The 17,717-nt window shown below is 66.2% G+C and carries 18 protein-coding genes and 1 other RNA gene; 13 read left to right on the top strand and 6 right to left on the bottom strand.

Annotated features, from left to right (window positions below; genetic code table 11):
* Positions 1–232 precede the first annotated feature (232 nt).
* From IP65_RS19100 to IP65_RS19080, 5 genes are all read left to right on the top strand, one after another.
* A complete protein-coding gene (locus tag IP65_RS19100; protein WP_054132677.1) occupies positions 233–1,267 on the top strand; it encodes a glycosyltransferase family A protein in 1,035 nt (344 codons plus the stop codon).
* Positions 1,268–1,314: 47 nt separating this feature from the next.
* Positions 1,315–2,331 carry a glycosyltransferase family A protein gene (locus IP65_RS19095; protein WP_054132676.1) on the top strand — a complete coding sequence of 339 codons (1,017 nt, stop codon included), beginning with the start codon at positions 1,315–1,317 and terminating at the stop codon, positions 2,329–2,331.
* Complete coding sequence (locus IP65_RS19090) at positions 2,328–3,860, top strand: lipopolysaccharide biosynthesis protein (protein WP_054132675.1); 1,533 nt, start codon at positions 2,328–2,330, stop codon at positions 3,858–3,860. Before IP65_RS19095 ends, IP65_RS19090 begins: the two co-directional genes overlap by 4 nt.
* 110 nt (positions 3,861–3,970) lie before the next feature.
* Entirely contained in the window at positions 3,971–4,963 is a 993-nt protein-coding gene (locus IP65_RS19085; RefSeq protein ID WP_231627800.1) for an aspartyl protease family protein, read from the top strand.
* A gap of 52 nt (positions 4,964–5,015) precedes the next feature.
* Positions 5,016–6,833: an ABC transporter ATP-binding protein/permease gene (locus IP65_RS19080; protein WP_054132681.1), complete on the top strand. Its 1,818-nt coding sequence runs from the start codon at positions 5,016–5,018 to the stop codon at positions 6,831–6,833.
* A gap of 151 nt (positions 6,834–6,984) precedes the next feature.
* On the opposite strand, the gene IP65_RS19075 is transcribed toward IP65_RS19080, so the two are convergent.
* Entirely contained in the window at positions 6,985–7,185 is a 201-nt protein-coding gene (locus IP65_RS19075; protein WP_054132674.1) for a DUF1737 domain-containing protein, read from the bottom strand.
* Positions 7,186–7,250: 65 nt separating this feature from the next.
* On the opposite strand from IP65_RS19075, the gene IP65_RS19070 reads away from it, so the two are divergent.
* Positions 7,251–8,651 carry a peptide MFS transporter gene (locus tag IP65_RS19070; protein ID WP_082350262.1) on the top strand — a complete coding sequence of 467 codons (1,401 nt, stop codon included), beginning with the start codon at positions 7,251–7,253 and terminating at the stop codon, positions 8,649–8,651.
* 18 nt (positions 8,652–8,669) lie between these two features.
* Here the strand turns inward: IP65_RS19070 and hslU are convergent, their stop codons facing one another.
* The 3 genes from hslU to IP65_RS19055 are packed head-to-tail and all read right to left on the bottom strand — an operon-like array spanning position 8,670 to position 11,098.
* Positions 8,670–9,971: an ATP-dependent protease ATPase subunit HslU gene (gene hslU, locus IP65_RS19065; RefSeq protein ID WP_022676925.1), complete on the bottom strand. Its 1,302-nt coding sequence runs from the start codon at positions 9,969–9,971 to the stop codon at positions 8,670–8,672.
* Entirely contained in the window at positions 9,971–10,528 is a 558-nt protein-coding gene (hslV, locus tag IP65_RS19060; protein ID WP_022676924.1) for an ATP-dependent protease subunit HslV, read from the bottom strand. The genes hslU and hslV overlap by 1 nt, the downstream gene beginning before the upstream one ends.
* A 48-nt stretch (positions 10,529–10,576) precedes the next feature.
* Complete coding sequence (locus IP65_RS19055) at positions 10,577–11,098, bottom strand: outer membrane protein assembly factor BamE (protein ID WP_054132673.1); 522 nt, start codon at positions 11,096–11,098, stop codon at positions 10,577–10,579.
* Between the two features lie 233 nt (positions 11,099–11,331).
* Between IP65_RS19055 and IP65_RS19050 the strand changes: the two genes are divergently transcribed.
* Genes IP65_RS19050 through IP65_RS19040 form a run of 3 tightly spaced genes read left to right on the top strand, consistent with a single transcriptional unit; the run spans position 11,332 to position 13,831 of the window.
* A complete protein-coding gene (locus IP65_RS19050) occupies positions 11,332–11,847 on the top strand; it encodes a ubiquinol-cytochrome C chaperone family protein (protein WP_022676922.1) in 516 nt (171 codons plus the stop codon).
* Complete coding sequence (locus IP65_RS19045; RefSeq protein WP_022676921.1) at positions 11,844–12,365, top strand: DUF177 domain-containing protein; 522 nt, start codon at positions 11,844–11,846, stop codon at positions 12,363–12,365. Before IP65_RS19050 ends, IP65_RS19045 begins: the two co-directional genes overlap by 4 nt.
* 5 nt (positions 12,366–12,370) lie before the next feature.
* The gene (locus IP65_RS19040) at positions 12,371–13,831 is read left to right on the top strand and encodes an MATE family efflux transporter (RefSeq protein WP_022676920.1); all 1,461 of its coding nucleotides are present in this window, start codon (positions 12,371–12,373) and stop codon (positions 13,829–13,831) included.
* A gap of 42 nt (positions 13,832–13,873) precedes the next feature.
* On the opposite strand, the gene ssrA is transcribed toward IP65_RS19040, so the two are convergent.
* Positions 13,874–14,271: a transfer-messenger RNA gene (gene ssrA, locus IP65_RS21030) on the bottom strand.
* A 177-nt stretch (positions 14,272–14,448) separates the two neighbouring features.
* Positions 14,449–14,883: a large conductance mechanosensitive channel protein MscL gene (mscL, locus tag IP65_RS19035; protein WP_171794979.1), complete on the bottom strand. Its 435-nt coding sequence runs from the start codon at positions 14,881–14,883 to the stop codon at positions 14,449–14,451.
* 175 nt (positions 14,884–15,058) lie between these two features.
* Between mscL and IP65_RS19030 the strand changes: the two genes are divergently transcribed.
* From IP65_RS19030 to IP65_RS19015, 4 genes are read left to right on the top strand one after another with little or no spacing between them, the layout of a single operon-like run.
* Positions 15,059–15,664 carry a LemA family protein gene (locus IP65_RS19030; protein ID WP_043609664.1) on the top strand — a complete coding sequence of 202 codons (606 nt, stop codon included), beginning with the start codon at positions 15,059–15,061 and terminating at the stop codon, positions 15,662–15,664.
* A 4-nt stretch (positions 15,665–15,668) separates the two neighbouring features.
* A complete protein-coding gene (locus IP65_RS19025) occupies positions 15,669–16,466 on the top strand; it encodes a YgcG family protein (RefSeq protein ID WP_022676917.1) in 798 nt (265 codons plus the stop codon).
* A 1-nt stretch (position 16,467) separates the two neighbouring features.
* The gene (locus tag IP65_RS19020) at positions 16,468–17,139 is read left to right on the top strand and encodes a TPM domain-containing protein (RefSeq protein ID WP_022676916.1); all 672 of its coding nucleotides are present in this window, start codon (positions 16,468–16,470) and stop codon (positions 17,137–17,139) included.
* Complete coding sequence (locus IP65_RS19015) at positions 17,136–17,681, top strand: NUDIX hydrolase (RefSeq protein WP_022676915.1); 546 nt, start codon at positions 17,136–17,138, stop codon at positions 17,679–17,681. The genes IP65_RS19020 and IP65_RS19015 overlap by 4 nt, the downstream gene beginning before the upstream one ends.
* The last annotated feature ends 36 nt before the right edge of the window (positions 17,682–17,717 follow it).

Below are 17,717 nucleotides of genomic sequence, written 5' to 3'. Positions count from 1 at the left end.
CGGTGAAGCGGCATATATGGACGGGCAGCGCAGGCGTCAACGACGTTTTGCAATTTTGTTTCAAAATCTTTGGAACCCATTGGAAAAGAACGCGTTTTTTCACGCACGTTGGTGCCCCTCGATCGCGTTAGCCTGCCCTTGTGGCCAGATGGCGCCGACATTCCGTGATTCTCCTGATTCTTTGGGCCATTGTAAGCCAATCCTTAAACCCGCACGGAATAAGCCCGCATCAATGGTCGCCCCACTCGCCCCGCCTCTTCCGCCTGATGGCACGCCCGCGCGCGTCAGCGTGATCTTGCCGGGCTTTGGCGTGGCGGCGTTCCTGGGCGAGGCACTGACATCGCTGCAGCGCCAGGACATGACCGCGTGGGAAGCGATCGTGGTGGATGATGGCGATCCGGCGGTGGCCGGTGCGCTCGCGCCGTTCCGGTCCGATCCGCGCATCCGCCTGTGCCGCACCGAAAACCGCGGCGTCTCGGCCGCGCGCAACACCGCGATTGCCGCCAGTACCGCGCCGCTGATTGCCCTGCTCGATGGTGATGACCTGTTCCGACCGGCTTACCTCGCAACCATGGTGCCGTTGCTGGAGGCCGATCCTGGCCTGCGCCTCGCCACCTGCAATGCCCGCATGTTCGGCGCCGTGGCAGGAGAGCGTTATTGCGTGGAGCACCTCCAGAGCACGCGCGGCACCTGGCTTGGCGTGCTCGACCGCTCGTTCAATGTCTATATCGGCTCGGTCTTTCGCCGCGCCGATTGCCTGGCCGTGGGTGGCTTTGACGAAACCATGACCCATGCCGAAGATCTCGACCTGTGGGTGCGGCTCATGGCGCTGGGCGGCGAAGCGCATTATGTCGACGCGGTGCTATGCGAATACCGCGTTCGCGCCGGTTCCGCATCCGCCCAGGCGCTTCGCCTGCTGCGCGGAAGCTTGAAAGTGCAGAGCAAGGCCCGCGCCAGCCTACCGCCTGGCGCGCCGGACATTGCCACGGTCGAGCGCTTGATGAACGACACGCGCGATGCATTGGCATTCGAGGAAGCCATCGATCGCATCGTCGCCGGCCAGGCGCGTTCGGGCTTGGCGGACCTGCGCCAGATCGGCACGCGGCTGAACGGCCATATGGGTGGCCCGATGTGGCAGTTGGCCCTAGCGCTGTGGCACTGGCTGCCGGGGCTGGCCGCGCCTATGCTGCGCTGGCGCCGCCGCGCCCATCGCCGTGGCGGCACGCGCGGCGCAGCGTCTCCCAGCTATCTCGATAGCGAGCAGTGACCATGCCCGGCCTGCTTGCCCCACCATCCCCTACTCCTTTTGCAAAGATGCCCGCCATTCCTGCCTCCCCCTCTTCCGCACCGGCCGTCACCGTGGCCACCAGCGTGTACAACGCGGCGCAAACCCTGGGCCCGGCGATCGAGAGCGTGCTGGCGCAGACCTTTGGCGATTTCGAATTCCTGATCCTGGATGATGGATCGACCGACGATAGCCTGGCGATTGCCCAGGCCTATGCTGCGCGCGATCCGCGCGTGCGGCCGATCGCGATGCCGCGCCAGGGCCTGGTGCGCAGCCTCAACCAGTTGTTCGCGCAGGCCCGCGCCCCGCTGGTCGCCCGCTTCGATGCCGACGATATCTGCATGCCGGAACGCCTGGCGCGTCAGGTGGCGTTCCTGGCAGAGCATCCCGACCACGGGCTGGTCGCTTGCGAGACTACGTTCATCGACGAGACCGGCGCCCCGGCGCCGAACCCGCCGATCCAGCGCCCGCACGATCATGCCGCCATTCTGGCCGCGCTGGAGCACGGGCCGATCCTGTGCCACAGCGCCGTCATGGTGCGCACCGATCTGGTGCGCGCGGCAGGCGGCTATCGCGAAGTGTTCATCCACGCGGAAGACTATGACCTGTGGCTGCGCCTGGCGAGCGAGACGCGCATGGCCAACCTGGCAGAGTGCCTGCTGGCCTATCGCATCACGCCCGGCCAGGTGAGTTCGCGCCATGTCGTGGCCCAGGCGCGCAATGCCGCGATTGCCTGGCTGGCGCATGGCGCGCGGGCGCGAACCGGAAGCGACCCGATCGCGGAGCTTTCCGCCCTACCCGAGATGGGCGAACTCGATACCTTGTTTGGCGCAGGCAGCGCCGCCTATGTGCGGCAGCGGATGATCGATCGCTTGCTCTATGCGCCCGAGCGCCTGGCAGGCGAGGCCTGGCCCGTGCTGTTGGGCCATATCGCCGATGGCGCCCCCAGGGCACGGTTGTGGCGCACCGCGATCCGCCTGCTGAAAGCCGGGCATCCGCTGCGTGCCGTGCAGACCGCGATCGCCCTGGCGCGGCAAGCAGCATGACGGCGAAGCGCGACACGCCCCGGCGGCCCCATCCGGCCACCGGCAGCCCGGCGCCCGAAATGTCGGTGCGCACGGCGGCGGCCTGGGCGCTGGTGTCGCAATACGCCTCTTTCGCGATTCAGTTCGCCACCAGCGTTGTTCTGGCCCGGTGGTTCATCACGCCGGCGCAGTTGGGGCTGTTTTCGATCGCCTTTGCCGCGGTCACGATCGTCGCCTTCCTGCAGGACTTCGGGGTGGCGCGCTATGTCAATGGCGAGCGCGACCTGACGCCGGAAAAGCTGCAGACCGCGTTTACCATCTCGGTGGTCTTTGCCTGGGGCATCGCACTGCTGGCGCTTGCCAGCGCCGTGCCGGTGGCGCGGTTCTACAACGATCCTGCGCTTCTGCCGGTGCTGCTGGTGGTGGCATCGTCCTATCTCTTGGTGCCCTTGTCGATCGTGCCGCAGGCGACCTGCCAGCGGCGCATGGACTACAAGTCCAACACCATGATCGAGGTGGGATCGTCGATCGCCAACGCCGCCACGGCGGTGACTTTGGCGGTGCTCGGTCATGGCGCGCTGGCACTGGCCTGGGGCGCCTTTGCCCAGCAGGGCGCGCGCCTGGTGGTGAGCCAGTGGCGCGCCGGCGTGATGGTGCCCTGGCCGCTGCGGCTGAAGGGGGCACGGCCGGTGCTGGAACTGGGCGGCACCAATTCGGTGCTGTCCACCTGCTATTCGATCACCGCGCGGGCGCCCGAACTGGTGATCGGGCGGCTGATCGACAACACCGCCGTCGGGCTGTTCGCGCGCGCTTCGGGCCTGGCCCTGCAACTGCGCATGCTGGTGGCGGGCGCGGTGACCGGCGTGTTCTATCCCGCGTTCCGCCGGGTGCGCGACCAGGGCGATCCGCTGGGGCCGCCCTATCTGCGCGTGGTCGCCGCCTATACCGGCGTGACCTGGCCGGCCATGGCCGGCATCGCCACGCTGGCGCAGCCACTGATCCAGGCGCTCTATGGCGAGCGCTGGCTGGCCGCCGCGCCACTGCTGCTGTGGGTGGCGCTGGCACAGCTGTGCTATATCTCGCTGCCGCTCAATGCCGATCTGCCGCTGCTGCTGGGGCGCAAGCGCGGGCTGATCCACCGCAACATCGTGGAAACCGTGCTGTCGGTGGGCCTGATCATTGCCGCCGCGCCGTTTGGCCTGGTGGCGGTGGCGATCTCACGCTTTGTCCATGGGCTGATCTGGATGGTGATCTATGCCCCGTTCATGCGGGCGATGCTGGATTTTTCCTGGTCGAGTCTGGCGCGCATCTATGGCCAGAGCCTGGCAGTCACCCTGGCTGCGGTGGCGCCGCTGCTGGCAAGCTATGCGCTATGGGCCGGGCCAGGCGCGTGCGGGCTGGGCCAGGTCTTTGCCATGGTGGCAGCAGGCATCCTGTGCTGGCTTGTCGTCATGCGGCTGACGCGCCACCCCCTGCTTGACGAAGTGCTGGGCCTGCTGGGTGAAATCGTCGCGGCGCTGCCTTGGCGAAAGCAACCGGTTTCGCCGTGATACGGTGGTGAATATCCCGTTTCCGTTCGATCCGGGCCTGCGCAGTTGAAAATAGCAATGGCGCTGCCGTCCAACCAGGCGTAACCTGCTGGGCGGAGAGGAACCTGACGATGTTGATGCTGGCCCAAAAGGTTGCCGGCACGCTGGGCCCGCTGGCCTTGATGGCGGCGGCCCTGCCGGTGTCCGCGCAACCTGCGCAAACCACCCCGCTGACTGCGGCGCCCCTGGTTGCCGCACCGAAACCTGCCACGGCCGATGGCCTACCCCCGATGGAAGAAATCCACCTCGGCCAGGATGCGCGCACCCGACTCACCGTGCCGGTCACGATCGGCAGTGCCGGGCCCTTTGCCTTCATGGTCGATACCGGCGCAGAACGCACGGTGTTGACGCGGCAGACAGCACAGGCGCTCGGCCTGGCGCCCAGTGGCCGCGCCACGCTGGTGAGCGTCGCTGGCCTGGAAGACGTGGACCTGGTCACCGTGGCCGAAATGTCGCTTGGCACCCGGCGCTTTTCCGGGCTGGAAGCACCGTTGGTGGACGGGCACGACCTGGAGGCTGAGGGCATTGTCGGCCTCGATGGGCTGCAGGACCAGCGCGTGACGATCGATTTTGCCGCGCACCGCATGATGATCGGCAATGCCGCGCCCGATGCGCCGCATGCCGACAGCTATGACATCGTCGTTACCGCGCGCCGCCGTTCGGGTCAGTTGATCATGACCGAAGCCATGGTCGATGGCGTGCGCACCGATGTGATGATCGATACCGGATCGGATACCTCGATCGGCAACCGCGCCCTGCAGCGCGCGCTCAACCGCCGGCAGGGCGAGCAACAGGCCCGCCTGATCGCGGTGACCGGACAGGTCATCACGGCCGACGTCGGCCAGGCGCGCGTGATGCGGATCGGCGGCATGGATATCCGCAACCTGACCTTCGCGTTTGCCGATGCCCCCGCCTTTGCCCACCTCAAGCTTAGCCGCCGCCCCGCGCTTTTGCTGGGCATGCGCGATTTGAGCGCGTTCCAGAAGGTGGGGATCGATTTTGCCCGGCGCCGGGTGATGTTCGATTTCACGCCAGCCGCGCCACAGGCGCTGGCCGCGCGCTGATTGCTGGCAAACAGCAGGTGGCATCTGCCGGCAAAATGCCTATGTGAAGGCGATGCCGCCCGAAAAACCAAATGCCCCCGGTGCCCGTCACGATGGCTGGCACACGCTCAAGCGCTTTCTTCCCTATCTCTGGCCGGCCGATAATCCCGGCCTGCGCTGGCGCATCGTGGTGGCGTGCGTGTTCATCCTCGCCTCCACCGGGGTGCAGCTTTACCTGCCCTATCTGCTGAAATGGGCGGTCGACGCCATGAACACGTCCGGGCCGCGCCTGGGCATGTTGGCCATGTGGACGGTGCTGGGCTATGCCGCCGGGCGCTTTGCCGGGGTGGCGTTCGACAACCTGCGCAACATCGTATTCGAACGCGTGGGCCAGGATGCCACGCGTTCGCTGGCAGAGCATGTCTTTGCCCAGTTGCACCGCCTGTCGCTGCGCTTTCACCTGGCACGCCGCACCGGCGAGGTGACCAAGACGATCGAGCGCGGCACCAAGAGCATCGATACGATGCTCTATTTCATGCTGTTCAACATCGCCCCCACAATCCTGCAACTGATCGTTGTCGCGGTGATCTTCTGGATCACCTTTGGCTGGGGGCTGGTGGCAGCAACGGCCGTGGCGGTGGCGGCCTATATCTGGGTCACGCGCACGATCACCGAATGGCGCAGCCACTTGCGCGAGCGGATGAACCGGCTCGATGGGCAGGCGCTGTCGCGCGCGGTGGATTCGCTGCTCAACTACGAAACGGTCAAGTATTTCGGCGCCGAAAAGCGCGAGGAAGCCCGCTATGGCCAGGCCGCGCGCGCCTATGCCGATGCGGCCGTTGCCAGCGAAAACAGCCTTGGCCTGCTCAACATCGCGCAGGCGCTGGTGGTCAACCTGCTAATGGCCGGTGCGCTGGCCTACACCGTGTGGGGCTGGTGGCATGGCCAGTTCACCGCTGGCCAGCTGGTGTTCGTGCAGACCTACCTGACGCAGCTGTTCCGCCCGCTCGACATGCTGGGCATGGTCTATCGCACGATCCGCCAGGGGCTGATCGACATGGCCGAGATGTTCCGACTGATCGATACCGACGTGGAAGTGGCCGACAAGCCCGGCGCCCCGGCACTGGTCGTGCGCCGGCCATCGCTCACGTTCGACAATGTCGTGTTCGGCTATGATCCCGATCGCACCATCCTGCATGGCCTCTCGTTCGAAGTTCCGGCCGGCAGCCGCGTGGCCATCGTCGGGCCTTCGGGCGCGGGCAAGTCCACTATCGGCCGCCTGCTGTTCCGCTTTTACGATCCGCTGTCGGGCCGCATCCTGATCGATGGGCAGGATATCGCCACGGTCACGCAGGCCAGCTTGCGCGCGGCGATCGGCATCGTGCCGCAGGATTCGGTGCTGTTCAACGATACCATCGGTTACAACATCGCCTATGGCCGCGAAGGCGCCACGCCCGATGATGTGGCCGCAGCGGCGCGCGGTGCGGCGATCGGCGATTTCATCGCCCGCCTGCCCCAGGGGCTGGATACCGAGGTGGGCGAACGCGGGCTCAAGCTGTCAGGCGGGGAAAAGCAGCGCGTGGCGATTGCCCGCACGCTGGTGAAAAACCCGCCGATCCTGCTGTTCGATGAAGCGACCAGCGCGCTCGATACCCGCACCGAACAGGATATCCTCGGCACGCTGCGCGACGTAGCCACCAATCGCACCACGCTGTCGATCGCACACCGCCTGTCGACCATCGCCGATAGCGACACGATCCTGGTGATCGACCAGGGCCGCCTGGCCGAACAGGGCAGCCACGCCGATCTGCTGCGCCGCGCCGGGCTCTACGCCGAAATGTGGGCGCGCCAGGCCGCCGAAAGCGAGGAACTGGGCGAGGCGGCAGAGTAAGGCTCTTTTCTCCCCCTCCTCTTCAGAGGAGGGGGTCTGGGGGTGGTGGATGCGCAGCGCAAGGCTTCTCACCACCCCCAGCCCCTCCTCTAAAGAGGAGGGGAGTATAGAGCTGATTTTACAAAGTTTTCTTTTACCTCAAGCGAATCCGTCACTTCACCACATCGGCCCCGTGCCACACCACGGCCTGCGCCACCTTGATGCAGTCCATGCCGCCGTCATAGGTCATCGACGGTGAGCCATAGAGGCGCCAGCCCTGGGACAGGGCCTCTGACACGCGCTCGCAAAAGGCGCGGTCGTCCTTGCCGGTGAGCAGGCGATAGATCGGGCGGTTGTCGGGCGTTTCATGCATGGCCGGGTTTTACCATGGCCGCCGCCGCTTGCCAGCCCGCGTGTTTGGCGGCACCACCGGCGGCCATGGAACCCATCGCCAGTCCCGACGCCATCCCTTCTCCCGAGACCGCAAGGCGCAACTGGCTCGATCACCCGCGCGGGCTGTGGGTGCTGGCCGGCACAGAGTTGTGGGACCGCATTTCCTGGCATGGCATGGTCGCCATGCTGGTGCTCTACATGACCGGCGAACTGCTGCTGCCCGGACGGGTGGAGCATGTCGTCGGCTTTGCCAGCTATCGCGCCGGATTGGAGCATGTGTTCGGCCCGATGAGCGTGACGCAACTCGCCACGCAGACTTTCGCGCTCTATTTCTCGGCGATCACGTTCCTGCCGCTGGTCGGCGGCTGGATCGGTGACAAGGTGATGACCCGCCGTGCTGCGGTCAGCCTGGGCGCCCTGACGATGACGGCCGGGCATTTCGCCATGGCGTTCGATGCCACGTTCCTGGTGGCGCTGGTCCTGCTGGTGATCGGTGCCGGCCTGCTGCGCGGCAACCTGATGCCGCAGATCCGCGCGCTCTATGCAGCGGGCGACCGGCGGCTGGGCGATGCCTTCCAGGTCTATACGTTCTGCATCAATGTCGGTGCGTTCATTGCCCCAATCGCCAGCGGCACGATGGCCAAGTACTATGGCTGGCATGCCGGGTTTGCCGTGGCGGGCGGGGGCATGCTGGCCGGCCTGATCTGGTATCTGGCCGGATCGCGCCACCTGCCGCCGCAGGTGCCGCCGCGCTTTTCCGGCCCGGCGGTGCCGCTCACCGGGCCGGAAAAGCGCAATGTCTGGCTGCTCGCCATGGTCTGGCCGTTCAGCGTCGCATTCTGGACCGCGCAGGCGCAGGTGTGGAACGTCTACAGCCTGTGGGTGCGCGACCATATCGCCATGACCGTGGGCACGTTTGCCGTGCCGATCCCCTGGCTACAATCGCTCGATGGGCTGGCCCCGGCGGTCGAAGCGCCGCTGCTCATCCTGCTGTGGCGCTGGCAGGCCACGCGCAAGGCCGAGCCTGACAGCCTGACCAAGCTGGCCACAGGCTGCCTGATCTTTGCCGCTTCCACGCTTCTGCTTGCCCTGTCGCCCACGGCGACGCGCGGGCCGATCTGGCTGCCATTGGCGTTTCACCTGCTGTCGAACCTGGGCGCGATGTTCTTTGCCCCGGTGATGCACGCCTATTTCGCCACCCGCGCGCCGGAACGCTGGCGCGGGACGCTGATCGGGGTGGAAATGCTTTCGGTGGCCGTGGCCAGCCTGATCAGCGGGCCGATGGGCGGATGGTACACCCAGGTCAGCCCGCCGGTGTTCTGGCTGGTGACGGCAGCGATCCCGGCGATTGCCGGCGTCCTGCTCCTGGCCCTGCGCCATCCGTTGCGGGTGTTCGGCGGCCCCGACACGCTGGTGAAAAACGAAGCTGGGGCGGCGGGTCACTAACCCACCGCCCCCACGCCGTTACAGGATATACTTCGACAGATCCGCATTACCGGCTAGGCCCGCCAGGCGATCGGCGACATAGGCCTCATCCACCGTCACCGTGGTGCCGACGCGATCCTCGGCGTCAAAGCTCACTTCTTCCAGCAGCTTTTCCATCACCGTCTGCAGCCGCCGGGCGCCGATGTTCTCCACGCTCTCGTTCACTTGCGCGGCGGTGCGGGCAATCGCGCGCACCGCTTCGGGCGTGAAGTCCAGCGTGACCTGCTCCGTGCCGAGCAAGGCACGATACTGTTCCACCAGGTTGGCGCGGGTTTCAGCCAGGATGCGCACAAAGTCATCCTCGCTCAGCGCCTTCAGTTCCACGCGGATCGGCAGGCGCCCCTGCAATTCGGGCAGCATGTCCGAAGGCTTGGCCACGTGAAACGCGCCCGAGGCGATGAACAGCACATGGTCGGTCTTCATCGGGCCATACTTGGTGGCAACCGTCGTGCCCTCGATCAGCGGCAGCAGATCGCGCTGCACGCCTTCGCGGCTGACACTGCCACCGCGCACGTCCGACACGGCGATCTTGTCGATCTCGTCGATGAACACGATGCCGTTGGTTTCCGCGTTCTGCAGCGCCACCCGAGCCACGTCATCCTGGTCCATGCGCTTTTCGGACTCTTCGTCCACCAGCTTGTCCCAGGCATCGGCCACGCGCATCTTGCGGCGCTTCAAAGGCTGGCGGCCAAACGCCTTGCCCATCATGTCCGACAGGTTGATCATGCCAACGTTGCCGCCAAGCCCTGGAATTTCCATCGGGGCGGCGGGGGCATCCTCCACCTCGATTTCCACTTCCACGTCGTTCATCGCGCCTTCGCTCAGGCGTTGGCGAAAGCTTTCGCGCGTCGCTTCGCTGGCACCATCGCCCACCAGGGCCTTGAGCAGGCGGTCCATCGCTGCCTTGCTGGCCGCCTCGCGTACGGCTTCGCGGCGGCGGTCCTTTTCCAGGCGGATCGCTTCTTCGGCCAGGTCGCGGGCGATCTGCTCGACGTCGCGGCCGACATAGCCCACTTCGGTGAACTTGGTCGCTTCCACTTTCACGAACGGCGCATCGGCCAGGCGGGCCAGACGGCGGCTGATCTCGGTCTTGCCGCAGCCGGTCGGCCCGATCATCAGGATGTTCTTGGGGCTCACCTCGTCGCGCAGATCGGGCGAGAGGCGCTGCCGGCGCCAGCGGTTGCGCAGGGCCACGGCGACGGCGCGCTTGGCATCGGCCTGGCCAACGATATGTTCGTCCAGCGCGCGGACGATGGCCTTGGGGGTTAGACTGTCGAGCATCAGATTTCTTCCAGCGTCACGCGGTCATTGGTGAACACGCAGATTTCGGCCGCCACCTGCATGGCGCGGCGGGCAATCTTTTCGGGATCGTCTTCATAGGCATCCACCGCCCGCGCGGCGGCCAGGGCATAGTTGCCACCCGATCCGATCGCGGTAATCCCGCCTTCGGGTTCCAGCACATCGCCGTTGCCGGTCAAGACCAGCAGCGTGCTGGCATCGGCCACGATCATCAGTGCTTCGAGATTGCGCAGGTATTTGTCGGTGCGCCAGTCCTTGGCCAGTTCCACCGCCGCGCGCATCAGCTGGCCGCGATGCTGCTCCAGCTTGCGCTCCAGCCGCTCGAACAGGGTAAAGGCATCGGCCGTGGCTCCGGCAAAGCCGGCGATCACCGATCCATCGCCGATGCGCCGCACCTTGCGCGCATTCGGCTTCATCACCGTGTTGCCCATGGAAACCTGGCCGTCACCCGCAATCACGGTACGGCCGTTCTTCTTCACCCCGATGATCGTGGTGCCGTGCCACTGGACCAGGCCGTGGCTCGCCTTGCTATCGTCCATGCCGGCGATATGGGATCGCCGGCATGGCTTTCAAGCCGCCGCCCTGGCTCAGCTGCCGTTCGGGCCCGAGCCGGCGGGGCCACGGCCCTGGCCGGTGGTGCCGCCCGGCATGGCGCCGACCGAGCCGATATTGCCGAACAGATCCTGGAAGAAGCTGCGGTTGCGGCCCAGCGTCGGCGTCGCTTCGCGCACCGGATGGATCGTGGGCACGCGGGTCAACGTGACGCGGTCGATCGTGCTGACGTTGCCGGCGGGATCGAAATTGACCTTGAGCACCTGCTCGCTGCTGGTGCGCGGGCGCTTGAACGGCTTCTGGCGGGTATCGATCGACACGTAGTACCAGCTCTGCGGGCCGAACTGGCTCTTGAACGTGGCCTGGCCCAGCGCGCGTTCCACCGACAGGCGGTTGTCCACGCCCGGCTGCACCGAATCGGTCAGCGCCTTGTCCATCTGGAACCCGCGATGGTCGCGGATACTGGCGCAGCCGCTGACCAGCACGACCAGACCAGCCAGCGCCGTCGCCTTTGCCACCCGCGCCGCACCGTTCAGGGCCATCCGATTCTCGCGCATTCGATCACTCCAAATTCGACCCTTGCGGGACATGCGGGCTGTCTGATGGGCCCGATCCCCACTGGCACCACGCACAAAGGCACACTTTGCCTTCGCGCCACAGCGCCCTATATCCGCGCAAGCCTTAGGGGCGAAACGGGTTGTCCGCAATGGCGGCGTGCCGGTTTGCGCCGTCCGGTTGAAATTGGCCGCGCCCTGGCGCTGCCACCACGCTTGCAAAGGATGCCCGCCCCATGTCCCTTCTTGCCCGTCTGCTGGGCCAGACCCGCGATGATCGCGATGCCGCCCGCCCGCTGTGGCACCGCGTGGTGGAAATCGCGCGCGAAAAGGAATGGTATGCCGATTGCGGCGTGGCCGATACCGTGGCCGGGCGGTTCGACATGATCACCCTGGTGCTCAGCATCGTACTGGTGCGCATGGAACGCGATCCTGGGCTGATCCCGGCATCGGTGTGGTTGACCGAACTCTTCGTGGAAGACATGGACGGCCAGCTGCGCGAAAGCGGCGTGGGCGATCTGGTGGTTGGCAAGCATGTGGGCAAGCTGATGAGCACGCTGGGCGGTCGCCTGGGCGCCTATCGCGACGGGCTGGAAGCGGGTGAAGACGCCTTTGCCGCCGCGCTTGCCCGCAACATGACATTGACCGAGGGCACAGACCCCCTGCCCCTTGCCCGCCGTGCACGCGCCTTTGCCGCCGGCCTGGCGCTGGCGCCGGCAGACCGGGTCCTGGCTGCGGAGATTGGACGATGAGCGATACCCCCGAATACTCCTACATCGTCGATCTGCGCCAGATCGGCGACGCGCCCCTGGTGCTGGAACCCGATGCCGATGCGCGCCGGCGTCTGGCCGGGCGCTTTGGCATTACCGCAATCGATGCTGCGCGAGTGCAGGTCAAGCTGATCGCCGATGGCCCGGTGGTGCGCGCCGATGGCCGCCTGACCGCCGCGATCATCCAGGCCTGCGCGATTTCCGGCGAGGATTTCCCGGTCAAGATCGACGAGCCGCTGCACCTGCGCTTCGTGCCCGAAACACAGATCGCGGCCGAACCGGATGAAGAGATCGAGCTGTCTGCCGACGATTGCGACGAAATCCCCTATACCGGGCTGACGTTCGACCTGGGCGAAGCGGTGGCGCAAAGCCTCGCGCTGGCGATCGATCCCTTTGCCGAAGGCCCCCTGGCCGACAAGGCCCGGGCGGAACACAACCTGGCCGGCGACGAGGCCAGCGGGCCGTTCGCCGCCCTGGCTGCTCTGCGCGGCAAGGAATAAGGCACATGGCCAGACCGCAAGGCAACACCGCCCCCGGCGGGCCCGGCGCGCGCGATCTCACGCGTGGGCCGATCCTGAAAACGCTGCTGCTGTTTTCGATGCCCACACTGGTGGGCAATATCCTGCAATCGCTCAACGGGTCGATCAACGCGATCTGGGTCGGGCGCCTGCTGGGCGATTCGGCGCTTGCGGCCACGGCCAATGCCAACGTGGTGATGTTCCTGGTCTTTGCTGCCGTGTTCGGGTTCGGCATGGCCGCCACGGTCAAGGTCGGCCAGTCGTTCGGTGCGGGCAATGTCGATGCCGCGCGGCGCACGTTCGGCACGGCCGTGGGCTTTTGCGTGGGGCTGGCGATGATCGTGGCCACCGTGGGCTGGATCTCCGCCCCGGCGCTGCTGCGCATCATGTCGACCCCGGCCGATATCTTCGGCTTTGCCCTGGCCTATCTGCGCGTGATCTTCGTGGCGCTGCCGGCAACGATGATCTCGGTGATGATCTCGATGGGCCTGCGCGGCGCGGGCGACGCCAAGACCAGTCTCTATTTCATGATCGTGTCGGTGGTGCTCGATTGCGGGCTCAACCCGGTGTTCATCGCCGGCTTGGGGCCGATCCCGGCGCTCGGCATCGCCGGTTCGGCGCTGGCCACGGCGATCTCGTCCTATGTCTCGATGCTGGTGCTGGTGATCTATGCCTATGCCCGCAACCTGCCGCTGCGCCTGCGCGGGGCGGAACTGGGCTATCTGGTGCCGCGCATGGACGAGCTGCGCTACATTGTCACCAAGGGCCTGCCGATGGGCGCGCAAATGCTGATCGTGTCGGGCGCGGGCATCATCATGCTCGGCCTGGTCAACCGCGAAGGCTCGATCGTCAGCGCCGCCTATGGCGCCTCGCTGCAGGTGTGGACCTATCTGCAGATGCCGGCCATGGCCATTTCCGCCGCGCTCAGCGCCATGGCCGCGCAGGCGATCGGCGCCGGCCTGATCGATCGGCTGGGTCGGATCACGCGCGCTGGCCTGATCCTCAATTTCGCCGTCACCGGCCTGATGACCGCGCTGCTGCTGGCGTTCGACCGCCCGGTCCTGGTGCTGTTCCTGGGCTCGACCAGCCCCGCGGTAGACATGGCGCGCCATATCCAGTTGCTCGCCAGCTGGAGCTACATCCTGTTCGGGATGACGATCATGCTGTTCGGCACGATGCGCGCGGGCGGCGTGGTGATTGCGCCACTGATTGTGCTGGCCATCGCCATGTTCCCGGCGCGGCTGGGGTTCTATTCCTTCGCCTATCCCTCGCTCGGGGCCGATGCGCTGTGGCTCGCCTTCCCGGTTGGCTCGCTCGCGGCCGTGGCCATGGCGGCGATCGCCTATGCCCGGCCCGGCTGGCGCGAAAAGGCGCGGGTGGTCAGCCAGGCGCGTCGGCAGGAAAGCGAAGCGGCCGCCGAATGCACAGCCGAAAGCGTGCCGGCCTGAAGCCGGTGCGGGGCTGCCGCTGAACGCTGGAAAACGGAAAGAGGTGGGGGGATTTCTGTTGCCCGGCACCCCCCGGGCCGCTGGTATCACTTCTGTTGACCGGCGTGTCCAGCCGCGCTTTCGCTTTGTAAGATCAGGCCGTTAGGCCGTCAGGTTACGCGGCGAGAGCAAGTGCTTCGTTGTCGTTGGCACTTGTTGGTTTTGAGCCTTGAACGGGTTACTCAGCCCGGGCGAAAACAACGCTTTTCAACACACGTCGATCCTAGTTCGGCCCCGTCATCTTTCCCGCCTGGCCCAAAAAGCCGGAACGAGAGAGGTGGTGGAGCCGCCGGGTACCGCCCCCGGGTCCGCTGCGTCTATTGCACGCCGCAGTTTATCGCCATAGCCGGGTCAAACCCGGCACGACCCCATATAGGGATTCCTGCGGCGTTGGGAAGGGGGTGCTGTGCCCGGCGCAGCCTGTGCAAAAAATCGCGCCAGGATCGGCCGCATTCTCTCCCCATCCTCTTCAGAGGAGGGGGTCGGGGGGTGGTGGAAAGATAGCGCAAGGCTTCGCACCACCCCCAGCCCCTCCTCTGAAGAGGAGGGGAGCATGAGATGGCGCGCGCCAGCCAGCGTCAGTCCTTCGCCTTGAGCGCGTCCCTGATCTCGATCAGCAGGTCCACCTCGCTCGGCCCCTTGGGCGCGGCGGGCTTGGCTTCTTCCTTGCGGATCAGCGAATTGGCGGCCTTCACGATCAGGAAGATGATGAACGCCACGATCAGGAAATTCACCGCCTGGGTGATGAAATCGCCATAGCCGATCATCGGCACGCCCGCCGCCTTGAGCTGGGCATAGTTGCCGACATCGCCCTTGAACGTTGCGGGGATCGGCCCCAGCCGCACGAAATACTTGGTGAAATCGACCCCGCCCGTGACATAGCCGACCACTGGCATGATCACGCTTTCGGTGAGGGAGGTGACGATCTTGCCAAAGGCACCGCCGATGATCACACCGACCGCCAGGTCGAGCACGTTGCCACGCGCGATGAACGTCTTGAACTCTTCGAGAATGGCCACGGCGCATTTCCCCTTCTTAACCACACAATCGCAAATGATTGCCACCACCGCCAGCCGGCGGCAAGCGCGCAGGCAAATCGTTTACAGTTCGATCAACGACAAGGCACTGCCCTTGATCCGCAACCATGCCGCGCTATGTCTCTTGCGCATCTGCAACGAGGATCGATCCATGTCCCGCGCTTTCAACCGCTTCCTGCCCCGCTTTGCCTTGGTCGCCGTGGCGGCCGGCAGCCTTGCCGGCTGCGGCGTCAACACGATCCCCACGGCCGAGGAAAACGCCAAGGCCAAATGGGCCGAAGTGCAGAACCAGTACCAGCGCCGCGCCGATCTGGTGCCCAACCTGGTCGCCACGGTGAAAGGCTATGCCAAGCAGGAACAGGATACCCTGGTCAAGGTGACCGAGGCCCGCGCCAAGGCCACCTCGGTCCAGATCACCGCCGCCGATCTTACCGATCCGGCCAAGGTGGCCGCCTACCAGAACGCCCAGGGCCAGCTGTCGCAGGGCCTGGGCCGGCTGATGGCCAATGTCGAAGCCTATCCCGACCTCAAGTCGAACGAAAACTTCCTGGCCCTGCAAAGCCAACTGGAAGGTACGGAAAACCGTATCGCCGTGGCCCGCCGCGATTACAACGACGCGGTACAGTCCTACAACACCACGATCCGCACGTTCCCGGCAGTGATCGGGGCCAAGGTGATCTATGGTGCCAAGCCGATGGTGCCGTTCCAGGCGACGACGCCGGGCGCCGATACCGCGCCCAAGGTCAATTTCAATTAAGCCGATGAAACAGAGCGCGGCGCAGCGGCTGGCCGCCCTTGCCCTGCTGGTGCTGGCGATCTTCGCCACGCCAGCCTGGGCGCAGACGTTCCCGCAACTCACCGGGCGCGTGGTGGATGATGCCCATCTGCTCAACCCGCAGCAGGTCCAGGCCCTCGATGCCAAGCTGGCCGCGCTGGAACAGCAATCGCAGCGCCAACTGGTGGTGGCCACCGTGCCCGATCTTCAAGGGTACGAGATAGAGGACTATGGCTATCGCCTGGGCCGCACCTGGGGTCTGGGCGACAAGCAGCGCAACGACGGCGCGATTCTGCTGGTTGCTCCCAAAGAGCGCAAGGTGCGGATCGAGGTCGGCTATGGCCTGGAGGGTATCCTGACCGATGCCTTGTCTGAAATTATCATCCAGCGCGAGATCGTGCCCCGCTTCAAGGCCGGCGATTATGCCGGTGGCATCAACGCCGCCACCGATCAATTGATCGCCCAGCTCAAGCTGCCCGAAGACCAGGCCCGCCAGGTAGCGGCGAAGGCCGAGCAGGCGCAGAAACAGGCGCGCGAACCGCATTTCGATGCCGGCACCGTGGTATTCCTGGTGATCTTCGGCCTGTTCTTCGTCCTGCCGTTCATCCGCGCCATGCGCGGCGGCGGTCGCCGCTATGGCGGTGGTGGGCCGGGCGTGTTCATCTTCCCCAGCGGTGGCTGGAGCGGTGGTGGCGGGGGCGGCGGCTCCGACTGGGGCGGTGGCGGCGGATTTTCCGGCGGCGGTGGCAGCTTTGGCGGCGGTGGCGCCTCGGGGAGTTGGTGACATGATCCTGACCGAGGCGGAACAGGCCCGCATTGCCGCAGCCGTGGCCCGGGCCGAGGCCGAAACCGCGGGCGAGATCGTCCCGGTGATCACGCCGGCGTCCGATCCCTATGCCGACGTTGCGCTGGCTTGGGCGGTGTTCATCGCGTTCCTCGCCCTCGCCGCGCTGGAAACGGCGCCGGCATTCTATGTCGCGCTGGTCGATCGCGTGCTGGGCCTGTGGGCCACGGAATGGACCGCGCGCGCCTATTTCGGCCTGGCGCTGAGCGTGGCCCTGCTCAAGTTCACCGCCATGCTGGCGCTGCTGCAATGGCGCGCCTTGCGCCTGTGGCTCACCCCGACGCCGATCAAGCGGGCACGGGTCCATGCCCGCGCGCTGACTGCCTTCCGCCTGAGCGCGGAAAGCCGCACCACAGGGCGCACCGGCGTGGTGCTCTATGTCTCGCTGGCCGAACGCAAGGCCGAAATCATTGCCGACAGCGCCATCGCCGATCGCGTCAGCCCCGATGTCTGGGGCGAGGCGATGGCCGCGCTGCTCGGCCCCTTGCGCGAAGGGAACCTCGCCGAAGGCATGGAGGCCGCCCTCGCCCAGATCGGCGCCGTGCTGCGCCAAGCTTCCCCGGCGCGGGCGCACGATCACAATGAACTGCCCGACGGACCTATCCTGCTATGAGTCTCGAAGACGAATACCGCGACAATCCCGAAGAAACCCGCTGGGAAGGCCGCTTCATCACCGCCAAGACGCGCGGCCGCTGGGAATATGTCGGCCGGGCGCGCAACATTCGCGCCGCCGTGATCCTGGCGATCACCGACGCGCGCGAGGTTATCCTGGTCGAACAGTTCCGCGTGCCGCTGGGCCGCCCGTGCATCGAATTGCCCGCCGGCCTGATCGGCGACGATGACAGCAGCGCCGGCGAAGATGCTGGCTTGGCCGCCCTGCGTGAACTAGAAGAGGAAACCGGCTATCGCGCCACGCGCATGGAACCGCTGGGCGAGTTCTGGTCCAGCCCCGGCATGGTCTCGGAAAGCTTCACCCTGTTCCGCGCCCATGGCCTGGCGCGTGTTTCGGCCGGTGGCGGCGTGGAAGGCGAAGGCATCACTGTGCACCACGTGCCGCTGGATGGCATGGCCGACTATATCGCCGCGCGCCGGGCCGAAGGCATGGCGGTGGACGTGAAGATCCTCACCCTTTTGGCGCCCGGCCTTCTGCGCTGAACGCGGCAGGCGCGGCACCCAAGGTGCCACGCCCGC

This window comes from Novosphingobium sp. AAP1 (assembly GCF_001295765.1).
In the GTDB taxonomy this organism is placed as follows: Bacteria; Pseudomonadota; Alphaproteobacteria; order Sphingomonadales; family Sphingomonadaceae; genus Novosphingobium; species Novosphingobium capsulatum.
This window is presented reverse-complemented; position numbering and strand designations above follow the sequence as displayed.